Here is a 16162-nt window from a genome sequence, read left to right on the forward strand (position 1 = left end):
TAATATATACGAAAATCAAAACTATCGCAATATTTAAACGTTTAAAAATTCTATTTTTTGTTACCGGTACATCTCCTTCTCCTTCTGCGGACACCCTAAGGGTGGAGGTGAGAAACGTGGCCAAACATAAGAAGAATCCATCAAAAGGCGGAGTCAGTGCAGCCAGCATCAAAGGGGATGCCGGTCCGGGCACTGAACCTAGTGGCAAGCGCAACAGTCAGAACAATCAATTCAAAAAACAACCGTGATGAGGTAGGCGTTTCCTAGGGGGAACGCCTGTTTACGTAAGCTTTTTACCCATAATGAAATATTCCTCCGGTACATGGGGGAAGAATCCTTCCTTTATGACCACCCATCCTTTTCTTTCATAAAATCGAATCGCTCCTGTATTTTCCTTCCTGACAGTCAGAAGTGCCTTTTCTTCCCTTCTTCCTTTAAAGAGGTTATCCATGAGTTTCCCTGCAATTCCTTTTCCTCTATGTTCAGGAGCCACGCCCAGTTCCACAAGTTCCATGGCGTTCCTTATCCATTGTGTTTCAGGTAACAGATGCCGGGCGAGTAGATCGTGGTAATACTGGCCTTTGAGCGAGGTGTACCCATATATATAGCCGATGACTGTCCCTTGTTCCACTGCAAGATACCCTTCATGCCCCGGGTATTTGGCATGCTTTCTGAACTGGATCTCCATCGGTATGCGATCCACGTTAAAAAGCCTGCTGTACAATCTGACCATCCTTGAAAAATAAGGACTGCGGATATCCATCGGAATAAGCTCCATATCACCCCTCCATTCTTTCAATCAAAAAGACCCCATTTAGGGGTCCCTGCCATTCTTATTTCTTCATGACCCCTTTTAGAACAAACGCCACGTTTGCCGGCCTTTCAGCGAGCCTCCTCATGAAGTATCCGTACCAGTCGGTGCCATACGGAACATAGACGCGCATCTTGTATCCTTCCTTCACGAGTTCATGTTGACGCTCCACCCTGATCCCGAACAGCATCTGGAATTCAAATTGGTCGTAAGGAATGTTATATTCCTCGACGAGCTGTTTCGTGTATTCGATCATGGCATCATCATGAGTCGCGATGGCGGTGTAATTACCGTTCAGGAGGTGGGTCTTGATGATGCGCTTGAAGCTCTCGTCCACGTCCTTTTTGTCTGGGAACGCCACTTCGGGTGATTCTTTATATGCTCCCTTCACCAAGCGCAGATTGGGTGAGTAGTGATTAAGATCGTCGATATCCTTTTCCGTTCTATATAGATAGGCTTGAATGACCGTACCGATGTTGTCATATTCGGATTTGAGCCTCTTGAAAATATCGATGGTCTGGCCGCATCGTCCATAATCCTCCATATCGATGGTAACGAATACATTTTGCCTTGTAGCCTCATCGAGGATCATCCTCATGTTCTTCATGACCACTTCCTCTGAGATATCCAGTCCCATGGATGTCATCTTCAATGATAACTGTGAGTTCAGATGCTCTTTCCCAATGGCGCGGATGGCCTCAACACATTCCTTCGCCATGGCATTCGCCTCTTCTTCATTATCCACAAATTCACCAAGGTAATCGATGGTGACGGCAAGATTCTGTTTGTTGAGTTCCCGTATGACTGCTGTTGCCTGGACGATCGAAGACCCTGCCACGAAACGTGCAGCGCCGAATCGCAAACCGTACTTCTTGGCAAGCTTCGTCATTGATTTATTTTTTGAAAGGAATAAAAAGAAATTACGCATTGCCTGTTCCATGTTGTTATGCCCCCTGTAGAACAATTATCTTTATTCGGAAAACGTTTTCTTTAGTGCCAAAAAATAAAATGTTCAAACAATTATCATATTTACCAACATTCTATCACCTTTTGTCGAGTTTGAATATAGTGTTTGATTACTTTATCAGGAGAACGTTCCGACTGAATACTTGATTGTGGGTGAGGCACAATAATACATGTTCGCCCATTAAGAAAAGGAGGGACCTATTTTGGAACAACAACCAATGAATATTTCCCAAGGTACCGTCTATCAACAACCGCCGCAAGTGATCACAACAAAGGATTCCCTTTATATAAACGATATGCTGGCATGGAACCTCAATGCCATGAAAAAATGTCATTTTGCCGCTGCCCATTCACAAGACCCATCCATCCGCTCCATGCTCGATCGGTGCGGTCAGATGCATCAGCGACATTACGAACAATTGATGAGTCATCTTCAGAAGCATACGATGCAACAATCATAAGGAGGAATTCACATGGATCAGTCCAAGATTCAAAATCCCAAGACCCAAGTACCCGACACACCACAGATGAATGATCGGGACTTCATGACCGACATCTTGTCACTGGAAAAGCATATGACTGCATCTTACGGGACCGCATTGAACGAAGCGAGCCATGACGGATTGTACCAGGATATCCTCTCCGTCTTCACGGAAACCCAGAATGCCCAGCGGGAGCTCTACAATGAGATGTTCCGGAAAGGCTGGTATTCACTCGAAGCAGCGGACAGCCAAACACTGCAGCAGTCCCTCATGCAGCACCAGCAAACCGCATCCCAGTTCCCTTATAAGGAGAATGGGCCCATTCAATAATTCCACAAGCAGACAGGCGAACATTCCTGTCTGCTTTTTTCTTTCTCAGGCTGCTCATCATGGTATGATGATTAAAAAGATGATAGGAGAGGATATAAATGGGTAAAATTGAAATTTCAAGAGAATCACAATTCATGAACAAAATGCGCAGTTATGACATCTATGTGGATGGGGAAAAAACGGGGGAAATCAAAAATGGTGGGAAAGAAGAGATATCTGTCACGCCAGGCGAACATGTCATACAGTTGCAGATCGACTGGTGCAAGAGTAAGAAAATTCCCTTCCGTATATCTGAAGGAGAATCTCTTTCCTTCCAGTGTGGAAGCAGGCTGAAGGGATGGAGAGTATTGAAAGCTTCTTCAAGCATGGATAAAGAAGATGTTTTTGTTTATCTGGATCAAGTGTAAGCACGGGGGCGTTTCTATACGTACTGAGAATCCATTTATGAATACTAGCATAAGGCATCGTTTATCAATGCTTTCAGATAGGAAGCTTCAAAACAAGTACGCTGGTGAAGCGGAGAGTGAGATAAGGTATATGGATGAGACAGGGTCCGTTCCGTTCCGCTGCGGCCACCCGCTTTCCATGGGGCGTGCGGTGAGCCGCTTCGGCAAGCCTGCAGGGTCTCACCCTGCCCGCTTTTCCCATAGGAGTCGGGTGGCCTCCGCTTCACTGCACTGTGTGCATTTGGATTGGTTTTCGTTATCTGGTAATCCTCTTTTTCATTAGGTATGGACGGAGAAGGGCTTTCTCTTCCGCTGGGGTCGCCTGACTTACATGGGACTGCGGTGAGCCACTTGGGCAAGCGAGCTGGATTTTCATTCAGCCCGCTTTTTCCATAGGAGTTGGGTGGCCTTCGCTGCTCTCCACTGTGTGCATCTGGATTGGTGTTCGGTATCTGGTAATCCTCTTTTTCATTAGGTATGGGTATGGATGGGAGAAGGGCTTTCTCTTCCGCTGGGGTCGACTGACTTACATGGGACTGCGGTGAGCTGCTTCGGTAAGCGAGCAGGATTTTCATTCAGCCCGCTTTTCCCATAGGAGTCGGGTGGCCTTCGCTTCACTGCACTGTGTGCATCTGGATTGATTTTCGTTATCTGGTAATCCTCTTTTTCATTAGGTATGGATGGAAGACGGGCTTTCTTTTCCGCTCGGGTCGCCTTACTTACATGGACTTGGGTGAGCCGCTTCGGCAAGCGAGCTGGCTTTTCATTCAGCCCGCTTTTCCCTATGTTTATCGGGTAACCTCCGTTGCACTGTCTGCATCTGGAGGAATAATTGCTTTCTGGTATTCCACCTTTTCACACATATACCACCCCTATTAACATCACAGAGCTTACATCGCTCCTTCTTGCTTTTTTTGAGTTTCACTCAAGAAATGGCCTATTCATTTAGGATTTGGTCGATTATTTTGCACACTCACTATCCACGCCCTTTTATCAGGGCGTTTTTTTAATAGAGGGGACTGGCCGATTGGTAAAGAGCGATAATCAGAAGTCTACTCTTCTAAATTCCACAGAAATAGTCCGAACCCTTCTCTATCATTTTCATACACTATTACTAGAAACGGAGGTGATTACATGGCAAGAAACCGAAGGCATCAAAGAGGGGAAGGTCCTCCTGCTTCTTCGGATCATGATGATACGTGCATGGTTCACAAGAAGTGTATGGACAGGGCGTTCCGCCTTCCTGTTTTCTTAAGTACTACCAACACCCTCAATCCCCGTCAGCAGCGATTCCTTAATCGGCTGATCGCCGAGATGGAAGAAGCCCTTCTTTTTCCTCGTACTGGCCCTATTACCGAAAACTATCCGGAAACCATTTTAACCAACGTTCGAAGACTGGTATCATCAAGCTACGGCATGCTGGCTATGAACTTCCGCCGCTTTCTTGTAGAAGTGGTGGATACCAATGTAGGAGGTACACCTTCTCCTGAACCGTTTTGGCAGGGCTCTAGCTTTGCTCAGATCGAGCCCGCGATGGCCTTCCAGCGAGGCATCCCGATCCTTCTGGTCAGGGAGAAAGGAACAGATTTGACGAACGGTCTATGGCTAGGAGGCATCCCACCGCTCAACACGTTGATCGAATGGGATTCAGAAAACCAATCCGTAGATGAATTTTTTGAGAGCGTATCTTGGAGAGAGGCATTTGCTTTCTGGACGGCGGAGGTCAGGACCACGTATTACAATCTGACTGAACCGGATGTCCAGTACAGGTGCTGATACCCGTTCCATAATAAAGCCCGTCCCGGTGTTTCATCACACATCGGGACGGGCTTGTTTGTACTCTTACGTTTCATCGACGGCACGCTGAATGGCATTGAAGGGATTCTTGTCGTCTGAATCAATGGTATAGACTACTTTCCCATCCTGCCACATCACTTCCGTACCGGGATGCTCCTTGAATCCGTTGATGGTGATGACTCCCCTGTCGCGCGGGGCAGGAAGAGCGTGGTCTTCAAGGTAGGCCACGACCTCTTTGGCCATATCAAGGCCCCCATCATAGCCGTCAATGGCATATTGCCCGTCAGTGGGGAAATCGACCCTGATCAGCCAGTTTCCTTCGTTCCATGAAACATATTCATGTCCTGCCGCTCCTTCTTGAAGCGCTTTAAGTCCATATCCCAATTCGGTATTGGTTTGTTCCACTGTCGAATAGTCTTTGATGGACCCTGCTGCTTTTTCAGCTGTTTCATACTTTTCCTCTTCAACATTCAGTTGATTTTCACCTTCCTGCCCCGCTGCCGCCTGCTCTTCTTTGTCTTCACTACTATCATTCATTTCTTCTTTATCGGATACTGAAGTCCCTTGAGTCTCTTCCATTTCATCGGCCTGGTCAGTTTGTTCCTGGGAGGCAACCCTTTGATCCCCGTCATCTGTAGCACTACTGTCCTGGCTGCACGCCGACAAAGTGAGGAATCCTGCCAACAAAAACGCCGGTCCGAGATAATATCCTTTCATACAGTTGCACCACCTTTTGTTGAATATATAGATTATTTTCCCTTCTCTCCCTCCCTAAAACATGGATACAAAAAGAGCCACCCGAAACGGTCCGCATTCTGCGCCCCGTTTGGGAATGGCTCTTATGAATCATCCTTACCTTTCGTTTGCTCGCGGTGGATCCTGTTCCACTCCTTGATCTGCTCCACCATCTCTTTCATATCCGCTTTCCCTTCCGGATAAAGGGAGTTCCAATGCTTGACGAGGGCGGGCATATTCTTCGCAATGAAGGAATACAGCGCATAGCGTGTGACCATTTCTTTCTTTTCAGATGTGCTCTCACCAAGGAGCAGCTCCGTGTATTTTTCAATCAAGGCATCAAACTGATCGTCGAATTCACTCATGGTTCAACTCTCCTTTCTGGTTCTGTCATGAAGGGGACAGGTTATACATTTACCGGTGGCTCCGTCGAGACGATATGAAAAACAGCAGGTTTTTCTGACTCTGATCATTTCTCCGTCAACCGGGGATTTCTCTTTGAAAAAGCGGTTAAGGGGATTTTTCCTGCAGGTGCCGAACCAGTGGACGTTTTCTTCAGACAGGATCATACGGAAATCTTCTTCCCTGTCAGATTCATTCCCTTCCCCGATGAAAAAATCGTCCGTTTCATAAACCCAGTAGATATAGACGGCAACATTTTCCCAAAGAATCATCTCTGGCACGTTGAATGTGGAGCTCACAGCTTGGATGATCGGAACGATGGTTTTATGGAAGAGGTTTTGGATATATGCCCTTTTCTCTTCCTTAGAATGGAAAGCTTCCATCCCCGCGTTTTTCACATGAACATGGGGAAGCCATAGTCCACTCTTCATATGATCGACAAGGATCATATTCTCTGGGTTCACGTCCATCTTACGATTCCAGCAGGTCATCGCCATGAGTGCCATGGCAGCGGTAAAGGCGTATCGTTTCATAAAAATCGATGCAGCTGCCATACGGTCTTCCGTTCCGATCATATGGAGCCTGCATGAGATGTACAGGTCCAATTCGGCTGGATCGAGTAAAGTTGCCATATCGGTACCGTCTTCACCATCGTGAACCATGAAACGATATTTCTCCAGGATGCGCCATTGGTCCCTGCTCAGACCGGCTACCGTCATCCCGTGACCCCGACAGGTTTGAGGATGCAGCGCCCTTTCCCGAACGGAATGCAGAGCGGAGTACCGAATAATGGATCACTTGAAACCTGACAGTCCATGCCGAATACATTCTTCACCAATTCACAGCTGATGACATCCTCCGGCTTACCTTGTGCATAGACTTCCCGGTCACGGATGGCCACGATATTGTGCGCATACCGGCATGCGAGATTGATGTCATGAAGGACCATGACGATCGTGCGGCCCTCCCTTTCATTCAACTCAAACAGGAGATCCAGGATTTCGATCTGATGGGTCATGTCGAGATAGGTTGTCGGCTCATCCAGGAGGATGATATCTGTATCCTGGGCGAGCGTCAGGGCAATCCATGCGCGCTGACGCTGACCGCCGGAGAGTTCATCCACTTTGCGATCTCGGAATTCTTCCATTCCCGTCGCACGAAGGGCATCTTCAACGATTTCTTCATCCTTTCGGGACCATTGCTTAAGCCATGACTGATGAGGATACCTTCCCTGCTTCACAAGCTGAAGGACCGTCAACCCTTCAGGTGATACCGGTGTCTGGGGGAGGATGGCCATTTTCCGAGCAACTTCCTTCGTCGACAAACGGGAAATGGATTCACCATCGAGGAGGACAGATCCCTCCTTTGGCTTCATCAAGCGGGCGATGGAGCGCAGGAGCGTCGATTTCCCGCATCCGTTCCCTCCGATGAACACCGTGATTTCACCCTTGGGGATGTCGAGGTCCATCTGATCGATGATCGTTCTTTCTCCATATGCCAATGTCAGATCCTTCGTTTGCAGACACTTGCTCATTCTGGCCAACTCCTTTAAGAATGTCTTGTTTTAAATAATAGGTAGATGAAGTAAGGGGCTCCGATTGCGGCGGTAAACACGCCCGCCGGTACTTCCAGTGGAAGGAAGAGTGTCCTTCCGATCAGGTCTGCGAGCATCACAAGCAGTCCGCCGATCAAAGCCGATACGGGTAGAAGTGCACCGAATGATGAACCTACAAGGCGGCGCGCCATATGAGGAGCCATCAATCCGACGAAACCGATTCCACCGGCGAAAGCGACCGCCCCCCCGACCAATGCCGTGGACATGAGAAGCAGGATGAATCTTTGCCGCTGGACGTTGGCACCGGCACTTGTTGCCACTTCCTCACCAAGTTCCTGAATGTTCAGCTGACGGGTGATCATGAAGCTCAGGAAGATGAAGATGATACTCCACGGAAGCAGGATCCATACGTCCTGCCAGTCTGAACCATTCACGGTACCGGTGATCCATATGTTTGCCTGACTTGCCCGGTAGATCGGCCCCATGACCATCAGGAGAGTCGTGCATGCCTGGGTAAGGGCAGAGATCCCGATTCCGATGAGGACGAGCCTTACGGGGGAAACACCCTTCTTCCACGCCAGGAAATAGACGAGGAATGCGATGACCGCAGCTCCGATGAAAGCTGCGACCGGGAGCCACTTGATGCTGACCATCAATGTATTATCCTTATTGCTGAAAATCGTCAGAAATGCGACGACGGCTGCCCCTGCACCACCTGTCACCCCGATGATATCAGGGGAGGCAAGGGGATTACGGATCATGCCCTGAAGGATCCCTCCTGCAACGGCAAGGGCCATCCCTGCCAAAAGCGCGATAAGGATCCTCGGGAGCCTGAAGGATGTGACCACCAGCTGATCGATGCTCGAACCGCCCCCGAAGAAGACGGATACCACCTTCCACGGCGCAATCTGCATATCACCGATGCCAGTGCTGATGATCACGGCAAGCGTTGTGAGTACCATCAGCAGAACGATTTTCTTTAAAGCCGACGTATCCATAAGAATGGATACCCGTTCTTTCAACCATCTTTTCCCTGTAAAACGACTCATTGCTCAGTACCCCCTCCTGGCCACATACACGAAGAATGGTGCTCCGATGACAGCCGTCATCACGCCGACAGGCACTTCCTGCGGCATGATGATATAGCGGGCCCCGATATCTGCCGCCAATAGAAGGATGGCACCAAGCAGTCCGGAATACGGAATGAGCCAGCGGTGATCCACACCGATGATTTTCCGGGCGATGTGGGGGATCACAATCCCGATGAAGCCGATCGGTCCTGCCACCGCGACGGATCCTCCGGCCAGAAGCACCACGGCCACGAGGGAAATCACCTTCAGGATATTCGTCTTCACGCCAAGTCCTTTGGCGACGTCTTCCCCCATGGCAAGTATATTCATCTTACCCGCTATCATGAGGGAAAGGATCCATCCTACAAGAATATAAGGAAACACCCCCGCAAGGATCTCGAGGCTCCTTCCCTGTACCGAACCTGCGAGCCAGAACAACACCTGTTCAAGTGCCGACTCGTTCAGAACAAGAAGTCCCTGGGTGAAGGATGAAAACATCGCGGTGATGGCCGCGCCCGCAAGCGTCAGCTTCATGGGAGTCAGTCCGTTGGAGCCGGATGCGCCGCCGATGATGAAGACCCCGGCAGCAGCGATGGCGGCACCCAGGAATGAAAGCCATGCAAAAGATTGAAGGCTTGTGACGCCAAACAGGGTCACGGCCATGACGACCATGAATCCTCCTCCCGCATTGATCCCGAAGATTCCGGGTGAAGCAAGGGGATTCTTCGTCAAGGTTTGCATAAGCACCCCTGAAATGGCCAGGGAAGCCCCGACTGCCGCAGCAATGAGCGCACGGGGAAGCCGGATATTTTGGATCACCAGGTGTTCAGTCGACCCATCTGGTTCCATAAATGTATCGAACGCTGCCTTCCAGGACGTATCCGTGTATCCATACACGATGCTCAATGCAATGAAAGCCACCAGCAAGACGACCGTCCCTATGAATACAAGCAGCTGATTCTTCGGTTTCATCATGTGTTTCCCTTTCCATTAACCAGGATCCGGACGCAGATCCGATACCGGTCTTCACGCCCGCCCGTTCTCTTTTTATCTCTATCTATTTTAAAGAAGTTTGAAGGTTGCGTCAATGACTTTGAAAATCATTATCAATTAAGGATTGACAATAAAACCCTTCTCAATTATTATAAAATTTGTAATTGATAACAATTATCATTCAGGAGGATACGTACATATGAAATGGAAAAGTTTACTGACGCTATTATTCATTTCTTCCATACTCTTGCTCGCTGCCTGCGGCAACAACGGAGAGAAGGAAGACTCTTCAGGCAGCAAGGAAGACAGCTATAAAGTCGAGCATGCCATGGGGACAGCAACCGTCAATGGAACACCGAAACGGGTCGTGATCTTGACGAATGAAGGAACGGAAGCCCTCCTCGCTCTTGGTGTGAAGCCGGTAGGAGCCGTTCAATCCTGGACCGGTGATCCTTGGTATGATCATATCGCCGATGATATGAAGGATGTTGAAGTCGTCGGGACTGAAAGCGAACTGAATCTCGAAGCCATCGTCAAACTAAAACCAGATCTCATCATCGGGAACAAGATGAGACAGGAAGAGCAATATAACCAATTGAAGGAGATTGCTCCGACCGTCATGGCCGAGACCCTTCGCGGCAACTGGAAAGAAAACTTCGAACTATACTCTAAAGCTGTGAACAAAGAAGACGAGGGCAAGAAGGTCATCGCCGACTATGACCAGCGTGTGGAAGACATGAAGGGAAAGCTTGGCGACCAGCTGAAGAAAGAAGTATCCATGGTGCGCTTCATCTCTGGGGATGTCCGCATCTATCATAAGGACTCCTTCTCAGGTGTGATCCTAGACCAGCTTGGGTTCGCACGTCCTGAATCACAGGAAGTCGATGACCTCGCCGAGCAAGGCGTGACGAAGGAACGGATCCCTGCCATGGATGGGGACGTCCTCTTCTACTTCACTTACGAAGCCGGAGACGGTGAAGCCAACAAACTGGCTGAAGATTGGCTGAACGATCCCCTCTTTAAAAACCTGAACGTCTCAAAAGAAGATCAGGTGTATGAAGTGAATGATGCCATCTGGAATACAGCAGGCGGTGTACTTGCAGCAAACAAGATGTTGGATGATATCGAAAAGATCTTCCTCGGTAAACAATAAACCGACTCGACCAAAAGGAAACCTCCTTTTGGTCGTTTTTTTGTTTCACGCTCGATTCCCCTTATTCATTCATAATTCTTCTATATTCGGAAACACTACTCCCTAGACAAACATCGATATGAGGGATCAGCATGTTTCCATTTTTCAAATCTAAAAAAAAGAAAAACACCAATAAAAATGAAAAGAAACAAAGCTTTGAAACAGTGGCCAAGACCGCCGGTAAATCCGCAGATTTCAAGGAAGCCCACTATAAGAACCCGTTCACAGGTTCGGAGTTCAGTCTTTTCTTCATCACCACCCTGATCGATCCGAAGATCCTTCAGGAGGATGTCCTGCCTTCACTATTATCAAAAGAATTCCACTCCATCGATGATCTGGTTACCCTTGTACCCATCCTCGACATCCAGATTTCAAAAAAGGAAGAAGACATCGAGCAGAAGCTGTTTAACGGGTATACGCTCCTGAAAATGAACAGCGGACAATCCTTCGCATTCATTGCCACGAAGAATGAGTTGGGACGTGAAGTGTCACAACCTGAAGTGGAATTCAGCGTCGTCGGCCCGAAGGAAGCATTCGTTGAGAACCTGAGCGATAACATCAATCTTGTCAGGAGGAAGCTTCCGATCAAGGAACTGGTAGTGGATGAAATGAACATTGGTTCCATGACCCATACCCGTGTGGCCCTGGTCTATCTGGACGGTCTTGCCGATAAAGCCAACGTCGAGATTGTAAAGAATCGTCTTCAGGCCATCGATTTCGATCAGATCATGGACAGCTCCTTTATCGAACAGATCATCGCTGACAATAATTACTCCCCCTTTCCCCAGCTGCTGGATTCGGAACGGCCCGACCGGGTGGCTTCGGTCCTTGCTGAAGGGAAGATCGGGATCATGGTCGACGGGTCTCCCCATGTGCTGATCGGACCGACCACCCTGGTGGAATTTTTCTCAGCATATGAGGACTACTTCCTCAATTTCTCCATTGCCTCATTCTTCAGGCTTGTACGTGTATTTGCCGTGGCGTTCTCAGTCTTGATCACCCCGGTTTACGTGGCTGCCCTGACCTATCATTATGAGCTGATCCCGAAGGACTTGACGGCAACCCTGGTCACATCGCGTCAGGAAGTACCGCTGCCTCCGATTCTGGAAGCACTGTTCCTTGAGTTGACGATCGAGCTGCTTCGAGAGGCAGGCGCCCGCCTTCCAACGAAGGTCGGTCAGACGATCGGTATCGTCGGCGGTATCGTCATCGGAACGGCGTCGGTGGAAGCGGGTATCACGAGTAACGTCCTCCTGATCCTCGTCGCCCTTGCTGCCCTGGCATCCTTCACGACGCCCGTTTACCGGATGAGCAACACGATCCGGATCCTGCGTTTCCCGTTTTTATTATTTGCACAGCTGTGGGGGCTCCTTGGCATCGTTTTTTGTTTCTGTCTCTTAATGGGCCACCTGCTTCAACTCACTTCCCTTGGACGTCCCATTCTTGCACCTATCTACCCACCAAGATTAAAGGATCTTAGGGATTCGCTTATTCGGTTACCTTTTAACTTACAAACGATGCGTCCCCAATTTCTCCGAACACAGAAACCTTTACGATTCCAAGAATCAGATAAAAAGAAGAAGAAAAAAGATATTGATGAGTGATACCCGGAGGTGAACATTAATGCAACCGATACCTGAAAACCGCAAAGTATCAACTGGCCTTGCCTTTTTCCTCGTACACTCTACCCAGGTAGGGACAGGAGTGCTAGGATTTCAACGGATCATATCGCAACATGCTGGTTACGACGGGTGGATGTCGGTTATCCTTGCAGGTGCATTCACTCAGATTCTCATGTATATGATGTACAAAATGTTGGGAACCGTGGATGGTGATCTTGTATCAATCAACTCTTTTGTTTTTGGTAAATGGATCGGTCACTTCTTCTCTTTTTTATATTCCTTATACTTCAGTATGCTTGTTATAACCATCATCCGTTCCTACATTGAAGTAGTACAGGTTTGGATGTACCCCCGCTTAAGTACATTCATCTTTTCTTTATTTTTTTTACTGCTTACCTACTATATCGTAAATGGTGGGGTAAGAACGATAACCGGCACAGCCTATCTGGGTACGATTCTTCCTAGTTATCTCGTCCTGACATTTGTATTTACGTTTAAGTACGCTGACTTCAGGAATATTCTTCCTGTTTTTGATCACAGTGTGAAGGATATTCTATTGTCAACGAGAGATATGTCCCTTACTTACTTGGGATATGAAGCTATACTCATGCTTTACCCTTTTATTAAGAACCCTGAAAAGTCCTTGAAATTTTCACAGTGGGGATTATTTTTCACTACGACGATATACACGGTAATAGCGATTATATCGTTTGGATTTTTTGCACCCGCTCAACTTGATAAAACCATTTGGGCTACACTATCAATGTGGAAAATAGTGGAAATGCCATTCGTTGAACGATTTGAGTATATAGGAATCGCCAACTGGTGCTTAATAATCCTACCCAATGTTTGCATCACGCTTTGGTGCTCCAGTAGGGTAATCAAACGGATAACCCCTATTAAACATCGAAACACACTCATCATCATTAGCATTTTATGTTTAGGTGTGTTGACCTTCGTTGATAAAAGAGATCAAATCAATCTGTTGAATACAATTTCTGGTCAGACTGGATTTTATTTTAATTTCCTGTACATTCCACTACTCTTTGTTCTGGTAATGGTTGTGAAGAAGGTGAAGAAAAGATGAAATACGCAATTCCATTGGTCTTATGTACAATCTGCCTAGTATTGTCGGGCTGTGTAGAGAAAGAGATCTTGGACGATCTGTACTTAGAAACCGGCAAAGCATATGATTACGTCTCTGAAAACAAAATCAGGGGTACGGCTGTTTTCCCCATTTATATGCCAGACAAAACGATAGAGAACGGTTTCCTCTCTGAAGAAGCCTCGTCTACTCAGGAAGTAATAGAAAAAATTGAAAGAAGAGCTCAACAACCATTGGTCCGGGGAGCGCTTGATGTGGTTTTAATAGGGGAGAAACTAAGTGAAAAAGGGATTATTGATATCGCAGATTCACTCCAACGTGATGCCAGTGTCGGGGCCAGGGTATTCCTCATTATTACAGAAGGTGAGGCTGGTGAAGTAATTCAAGGGAATTATGGAAATCGAGGAAACGGGATTTATCTTTCCAACCTCATTCAGCATAATATCAATAAACGAGAGCTGCCCGAGACCAATCTTCATATGTTCCTTTATGACTATTATCAGAAAGGGCAATCATCTTATCTCCCAATCGTCAAAAAAACAGACGATGGAAATGTGAAGATCACAGGAATTGCTTTATTAAGCTACGACCAGGTAGTAGGAAAAATCCCTGATGAAGAAATGTTTTTCTTTAAAATCATGGTAGACCGGATGGCAGAGGGCAGTCATGTCGTAAAAATGGGGAAAAATCCGAAGAAACCTCAAAAAAATGTGGAGGCTTCTGTAACCAGCTTATACTCTAAACATAAAATCACGATTGATAGACAGTCCTCCCCAGTCAATGTGGGAATAGAAGTTACCATTGATGGAATTATTAAAGAATATACTGGAGAGCTCCTCGGTTCAAAACAAATGGCTGCGGTAGAAGCACAAATGAAAAAGGATATAGAAGAGAAATGCCTTGCTTTGGTAAAATCCTTCCAAGAAAAAGGAATCGACCCATTAGGAATCGGGCAATACCAAAAGCATGGAGTCCGCGGGTTCGATATCAAAGAATGGAAAAAAGATATCTATCCCAAAGCCGACATCAAGGTGAAAGCCAAGGTCAAAATTCTTGAAGCCGGTACCGTCGAGTAGAAGCGATTTACAATCTCTCATTATCCGGTATAATAAATGGGCATAAGGGGGTAATACATCATGCAATCCATTAAAAACGAAGAAACCTTTTATGAATTCATCAACTCTGGTGACCCAGTCATCGTGAAATTCCATGCAGACTGGTGCCCTGACTGCCGCCGGATGGATATGTTCATTGACGACATCATGGCTGAATACAATCAGTTCAAATGGTACGATGTGAATAAAGACGAGCTTCCGGCTCTTGCCGAAAAATACGACGTCATGGGCATTCCAAGCCTGCTGGTATACAAGGATGGCGAAAAGATTGCCCATCTTCACAGTGCGAATGCCAAATCACCAGAGCAGGTAACCGAATTCCTCAGCAGCTTATAAAAGCTCAACAGCCGACCAGACCCATGCGGATCTGGTCGGTTTTTTTGTCCTCAGGACCTGAATAGGTTTTCTTTGTGGGGAAATCCTACTTAAGAATCTGAATAGATAAAGGAGGGTTTGATATGACCAGATCACCGAATAATGGGAGCCAGAATCAGAATTCACCGAAGCGTGGAACAACTGAATTCGCCAAAGAAATCACAAGTGGCGATAACAGCAAGGGAAATAAACATAATAAAGATCAGCAGAACAAAACAAATAAAGACCAATAATCTAACGGAAAAGACCGCACCCACTACCTCGGATGCGGTCTTTCAATGGATATCAACCATCATTGTCTGATTAGGGGAAGGGTACAGCATCTGAAAGATCCACCAGACTTGATGATCTCAGACAGGTCCACTTCCTGTACGGTAAACCCTTCCGCAGCAATGCGGCGGTTCAGCTCTTTATTCTGGGTCAGGCTGATGATCTTGCCGTCCCCGATGGAAAGGACGTTGGGTCCCATCCTGAATTGCTCCTCTTCAGAAACCGTGATGACGTTATAATGCTTCTTGATTTCTTCATAATCGGACTCAGCGAAGGCAGGCGGATAAACAAGGGCCCACTCACTTGAAATGATCGTGAACACGCAGTCAAGATGAAGGATCCCTTCTTTCAAGGGCAGCGTATGCACCTTGAGGTCCGGCAGCTGATTCCTCAAATGTTGAGCCGCAAGATCATTGGTCCGTCCGCTGATTCCCACCCAGACGTGATCACCGTCTACAAGAACGTCCCCTCCCTCAATGGAGTGACGCAGCTCATGATACGGGATATCCTCCTCGTCGAGCCATTTTTTCAGAGTGATCACTTCATTCTGGCGAATCTCCGTGTTCATGGCAGAAACGAAGAATTGGTTATGGATCGAGATCCCGATATCCCTTGTGAACACCTGCTCGTTCAGGTCCTTTGAAGGATCTAGATGGATGACCTCGGAACCGTGGCTTTCGAGGACCCTGACGAACTCCCTGTGCTGGCTTACAGCTTTATCCGTATCGATATTTTCTTTCAGGAAATGCTTCTGGGTTTCATTGATGATTTCTTCTATGTGCATGTACTCTGGTGAAACGACCACCACTTTTTTTAATGGATCATATTCATTCGGGCAATGGATGGAATCCCCCATCACCGGGAAATGTAAACTCATAGTGACACCCCTTCAGTAA

Annotated in this window: 20 protein-coding genes; 11 read left to right on the forward strand and 9 right to left on the reverse strand. The window is 47.3% G+C overall.

Annotated features, from left to right (window positions below; all coding sequences use genetic code 11):
- Positions 1 to 116 precede the first annotated feature (116 nt).
- Entirely contained in the window at positions 117 to 248 is a 132-nt protein-coding gene (locus K6T23_RS17395; protein WP_238282064.1) for a YuzL family protein, read from the forward strand.
- 32 nt (positions 249 to 280) lie between these two features.
- Here the strand turns inward: K6T23_RS17395 and K6T23_RS17400 are convergent, their stop codons facing one another.
- On the reverse strand, positions 281 to 778 hold the full coding sequence (locus K6T23_RS17400) for a GNAT family N-acetyltransferase (protein ID WP_238282066.1): 498 nt from the start codon (positions 776 to 778) through the stop codon (positions 281 to 283).
- Between the two features lie 55 nt (positions 779 to 833).
- Positions 834 to 1751, reverse strand: a complete 918-nt coding sequence (locus K6T23_RS17405; protein ID WP_053429284.1) for a proline dehydrogenase family protein — start codon at positions 1749 to 1751, stop codon at positions 834 to 836.
- Positions 1752 to 1980: 229 nt separating this feature from the next.
- On the opposite strand from K6T23_RS17405, the gene K6T23_RS17410 reads away from it, so the two are divergent.
- The 4 genes from K6T23_RS17410 (at position 1981) to K6T23_RS17425 (ending at position 4811) form a co-directional block, all read left to right on the forward strand.
- Complete coding sequence (locus K6T23_RS17410; RefSeq protein ID WP_048014610.1) at positions 1981 to 2238, forward strand: ferritin family protein; 258 nt, start codon at positions 1981 to 1983, stop codon at positions 2236 to 2238.
- 12 nt (positions 2239 to 2250) lie between these two features.
- Positions 2251 to 2589, forward strand: a complete 339-nt coding sequence (locus tag K6T23_RS17415) for a spore coat protein (protein WP_238282069.1) — start codon at positions 2251 to 2253, stop codon at positions 2587 to 2589.
- 98 nt (positions 2590 to 2687) lie between these two features.
- A complete protein-coding gene (locus K6T23_RS17420) occupies positions 2688 to 2996 on the forward strand; it encodes a hypothetical protein (RefSeq protein WP_079515641.1) in 309 nt (102 codons plus the stop codon).
- Positions 2997 to 4238: 1242 nt separating this feature from the next.
- The gene (locus K6T23_RS17425; protein ID WP_048014671.1) at positions 4239 to 4811 is read left to right on the forward strand and encodes a hypothetical protein; all 573 of its coding nucleotides are present in this window, start codon (positions 4239 to 4241) and stop codon (positions 4809 to 4811) included.
- A gap of 66 nt (positions 4812 to 4877) precedes the next feature.
- On the opposite strand, the gene K6T23_RS17430 is transcribed toward K6T23_RS17425, so the two are convergent.
- The 6 genes from K6T23_RS17430 to K6T23_RS17455 form a co-directional block, all read right to left on the reverse strand.
- The gene (locus K6T23_RS17430) at positions 4878 to 5549 is read right to left on the reverse strand and encodes a hypothetical protein (RefSeq protein WP_238282071.1); all 672 of its coding nucleotides are present in this window, start codon (positions 5547 to 5549) and stop codon (positions 4878 to 4880) included.
- A 122-nt stretch (positions 5550 to 5671) separates the two neighbouring features.
- Positions 5672 to 5932 (reverse strand): DUF2573 family protein, encoded by a 261-nt coding sequence (locus K6T23_RS17435; RefSeq protein ID WP_056540993.1) that lies wholly within the window; start codon positions 5930 to 5932, stop codon positions 5672 to 5674.
- A gap of 3 nt (positions 5933 to 5935) precedes the next feature.
- Positions 5936 to 6688 carry a siderophore-iron reductase FhuF gene (fhuF, locus tag K6T23_RS17440; RefSeq protein WP_238282073.1) on the reverse strand — a complete coding sequence of 251 codons (753 nt, stop codon included), beginning with the start codon at positions 6686 to 6688 and terminating at the stop codon, positions 5936 to 5938.
- Positions 6685 to 7503, reverse strand: coding sequence for an ABC transporter ATP-binding protein (locus K6T23_RS17445; protein WP_048007075.1), 819 nt, complete (start codon positions 7501 to 7503; stop codon positions 6685 to 6687). Before K6T23_RS17445 ends, fhuF begins: the two co-directional genes overlap by 4 nt.
- Before the next feature lie 14 nt (positions 7504 to 7517).
- A complete protein-coding gene (locus tag K6T23_RS17450; RefSeq protein ID WP_238282075.1) occupies positions 7518 to 8573 on the reverse strand; it encodes a FecCD family ABC transporter permease in 1056 nt (351 codons plus the stop codon).
- 3 nt (positions 8574 to 8576) lie between these two features.
- Entirely contained in the window at positions 8577 to 9569 is a 993-nt protein-coding gene (locus K6T23_RS17455) for a FecCD family ABC transporter permease (protein ID WP_238282077.1), read from the reverse strand.
- 217 nt (positions 9570 to 9786) lie between these two features.
- Here K6T23_RS17455 and K6T23_RS17460 point away from each other — a divergent pair, with 217 nt between their 5' ends.
- The 6 genes from K6T23_RS17460 to K6T23_RS17485 all read left to right on the forward strand — a co-directional run bounded on the left by K6T23_RS17460 (position 9787) and on the right by K6T23_RS17485 (position 15229).
- On the forward strand, positions 9787 to 10740 hold the full coding sequence (locus K6T23_RS17460) for an ABC transporter substrate-binding protein (RefSeq protein WP_238282079.1): 954 nt from the start codon (positions 9787 to 9789) through the stop codon (positions 10738 to 10740).
- A gap of 131 nt (positions 10741 to 10871) precedes the next feature.
- Positions 10872 to 12383, forward strand: a complete 1512-nt coding sequence (locus tag K6T23_RS17465) for a spore germination protein (RefSeq protein ID WP_048014600.1) — start codon at positions 10872 to 10874, stop codon at positions 12381 to 12383.
- Between the two features lie 19 nt (positions 12384 to 12402).
- A complete protein-coding gene (locus K6T23_RS17470; RefSeq protein WP_238282081.1) occupies positions 12403 to 13488 on the forward strand; it encodes a GerAB/ArcD/ProY family transporter in 1086 nt (361 codons plus the stop codon).
- Positions 13485 to 14582, forward strand: coding sequence for a Ger(x)C family spore germination protein (locus K6T23_RS17475; RefSeq protein WP_079515634.1), 1098 nt, complete (start codon positions 13485 to 13487; stop codon positions 14580 to 14582). Before K6T23_RS17470 ends, K6T23_RS17475 begins: the two co-directional genes overlap by 4 nt.
- A 60-nt stretch (positions 14583 to 14642) precedes the next feature.
- Positions 14643 to 14957 carry a thioredoxin family protein gene (locus K6T23_RS17480; protein WP_048013305.1) on the forward strand — a complete coding sequence of 105 codons (315 nt, stop codon included), beginning with the start codon at positions 14643 to 14645 and terminating at the stop codon, positions 14955 to 14957.
- A gap of 122 nt (positions 14958 to 15079) precedes the next feature.
- Positions 15080 to 15229 (forward strand): hypothetical protein, encoded by a 150-nt coding sequence (locus tag K6T23_RS17485; RefSeq protein WP_162838965.1) that lies wholly within the window; start codon positions 15080 to 15082, stop codon positions 15227 to 15229.
- A 59-nt stretch (positions 15230 to 15288) separates the two neighbouring features.
- On the opposite strand, the gene K6T23_RS17490 is transcribed toward K6T23_RS17485, so the two are convergent.
- On the reverse strand, positions 15289 to 16143 hold the full coding sequence (locus tag K6T23_RS17490; RefSeq protein WP_082529817.1) for a dimethylarginine dimethylaminohydrolase family protein: 855 nt from the start codon (positions 16141 to 16143) through the stop codon (positions 15289 to 15291).
- Positions 16144 to 16162 lie beyond the last annotated feature (19 nt).

Origin of the sequence: Rossellomorea marisflavi (assembly GCF_022170785.1) — a bacterium.
Lineage (GTDB): Bacteria > Bacillota > Bacilli > Bacillales > Bacillaceae_B > Rossellomorea > Rossellomorea marisflavi_B.

Coding starts and splice junctions, on each gene's coding strand:
- K6T23_RS17425 (WP_048014671.1), top strand. CDS start 4,239: ATGGTTCACAAGAAGTGTATGGACAGGGCGTTCCGCCTTCCTGTTTTC.
- K6T23_RS17465 (WP_048014600.1), top strand. CDS start 10,872: ATGTTTCCATTTTTCAAATCTAAAAAAAAGAAAAACACCAATAAAAAT.
- K6T23_RS17460 (WP_238282079.1), top strand. CDS start 9,787: ATGAAATGGAAAAGTTTACTGACGCTATTATTCATTTCTTCCATACTC.
- K6T23_RS17405 (WP_053429284.1), bottom strand. CDS start 1,751: ATGGAACAGGCAATGCGTAATTTCTTTTTATTCCTTTCAAAAAATAAA.
- K6T23_RS17485 (WP_162838965.1), top strand. CDS start 15,080: ATGACCAGATCACCGAATAATGGGAGCCAGAATCAGAATTCACCGAAG.
- K6T23_RS17420 (WP_079515641.1), top strand. CDS start 2,688: ATGGGTAAAATTGAAATTTCAAGAGAATCACAATTCATGAACAAAATG.
- K6T23_RS17490 (WP_082529817.1), bottom strand. CDS start 16,143: ATGAGTTTACATTTCCCGGTGATGGGGGATTCCATCCATTGCCCGAAT.
- K6T23_RS17470 (WP_238282081.1), top strand. CDS start 12,403: ATGCAACCGATACCTGAAAACCGCAAAGTATCAACTGGCCTTGCCTTT.
- fhuF (WP_238282073.1), bottom strand. CDS start 6,688: ATGACGGTAGCCGGTCTGAGCAGGGACCAATGGCGCATCCTGGAGAAA.
- K6T23_RS17435 (WP_056540993.1), bottom strand. CDS start 5,932: ATGAGTGAATTCGACGATCAGTTTGATGCCTTGATTGAAAAATACACG.
- K6T23_RS17450 (WP_238282075.1), bottom strand. CDS start 8,573: ATGAGTCGTTTTACAGGGAAAAGATGGTTGAAAGAACGGGTATCCATT.
- K6T23_RS17455 (WP_238282077.1), bottom strand. CDS start 9,569: ATGATGAAACCGAAGAATCAGCTGCTTGTATTCATAGGGACGGTCGTC.
- K6T23_RS17400 (WP_238282066.1), bottom strand. CDS start 778: ATGGAGCTTATTCCGATGGATATCCGCAGTCCTTATTTTTCAAGGATG.
- K6T23_RS17415 (WP_238282069.1), top strand. CDS start 2,251: ATGGATCAGTCCAAGATTCAAAATCCCAAGACCCAAGTACCCGACACA.
- K6T23_RS17445 (WP_048007075.1), bottom strand. CDS start 7,503: ATGAGCAAGTGTCTGCAAACGAAGGATCTGACATTGGCATATGGAGAA.
- K6T23_RS17430 (WP_238282071.1), bottom strand. CDS start 5,549: ATGAAAGGATATTATCTCGGACCGGCGTTTTTGTTGGCAGGATTCCTC.
- K6T23_RS17480 (WP_048013305.1), top strand. CDS start 14,643: ATGCAATCCATTAAAAACGAAGAAACCTTTTATGAATTCATCAACTCT.
- K6T23_RS17475 (WP_079515634.1), top strand. CDS start 13,485: ATGAAATACGCAATTCCATTGGTCTTATGTACAATCTGCCTAGTATTG.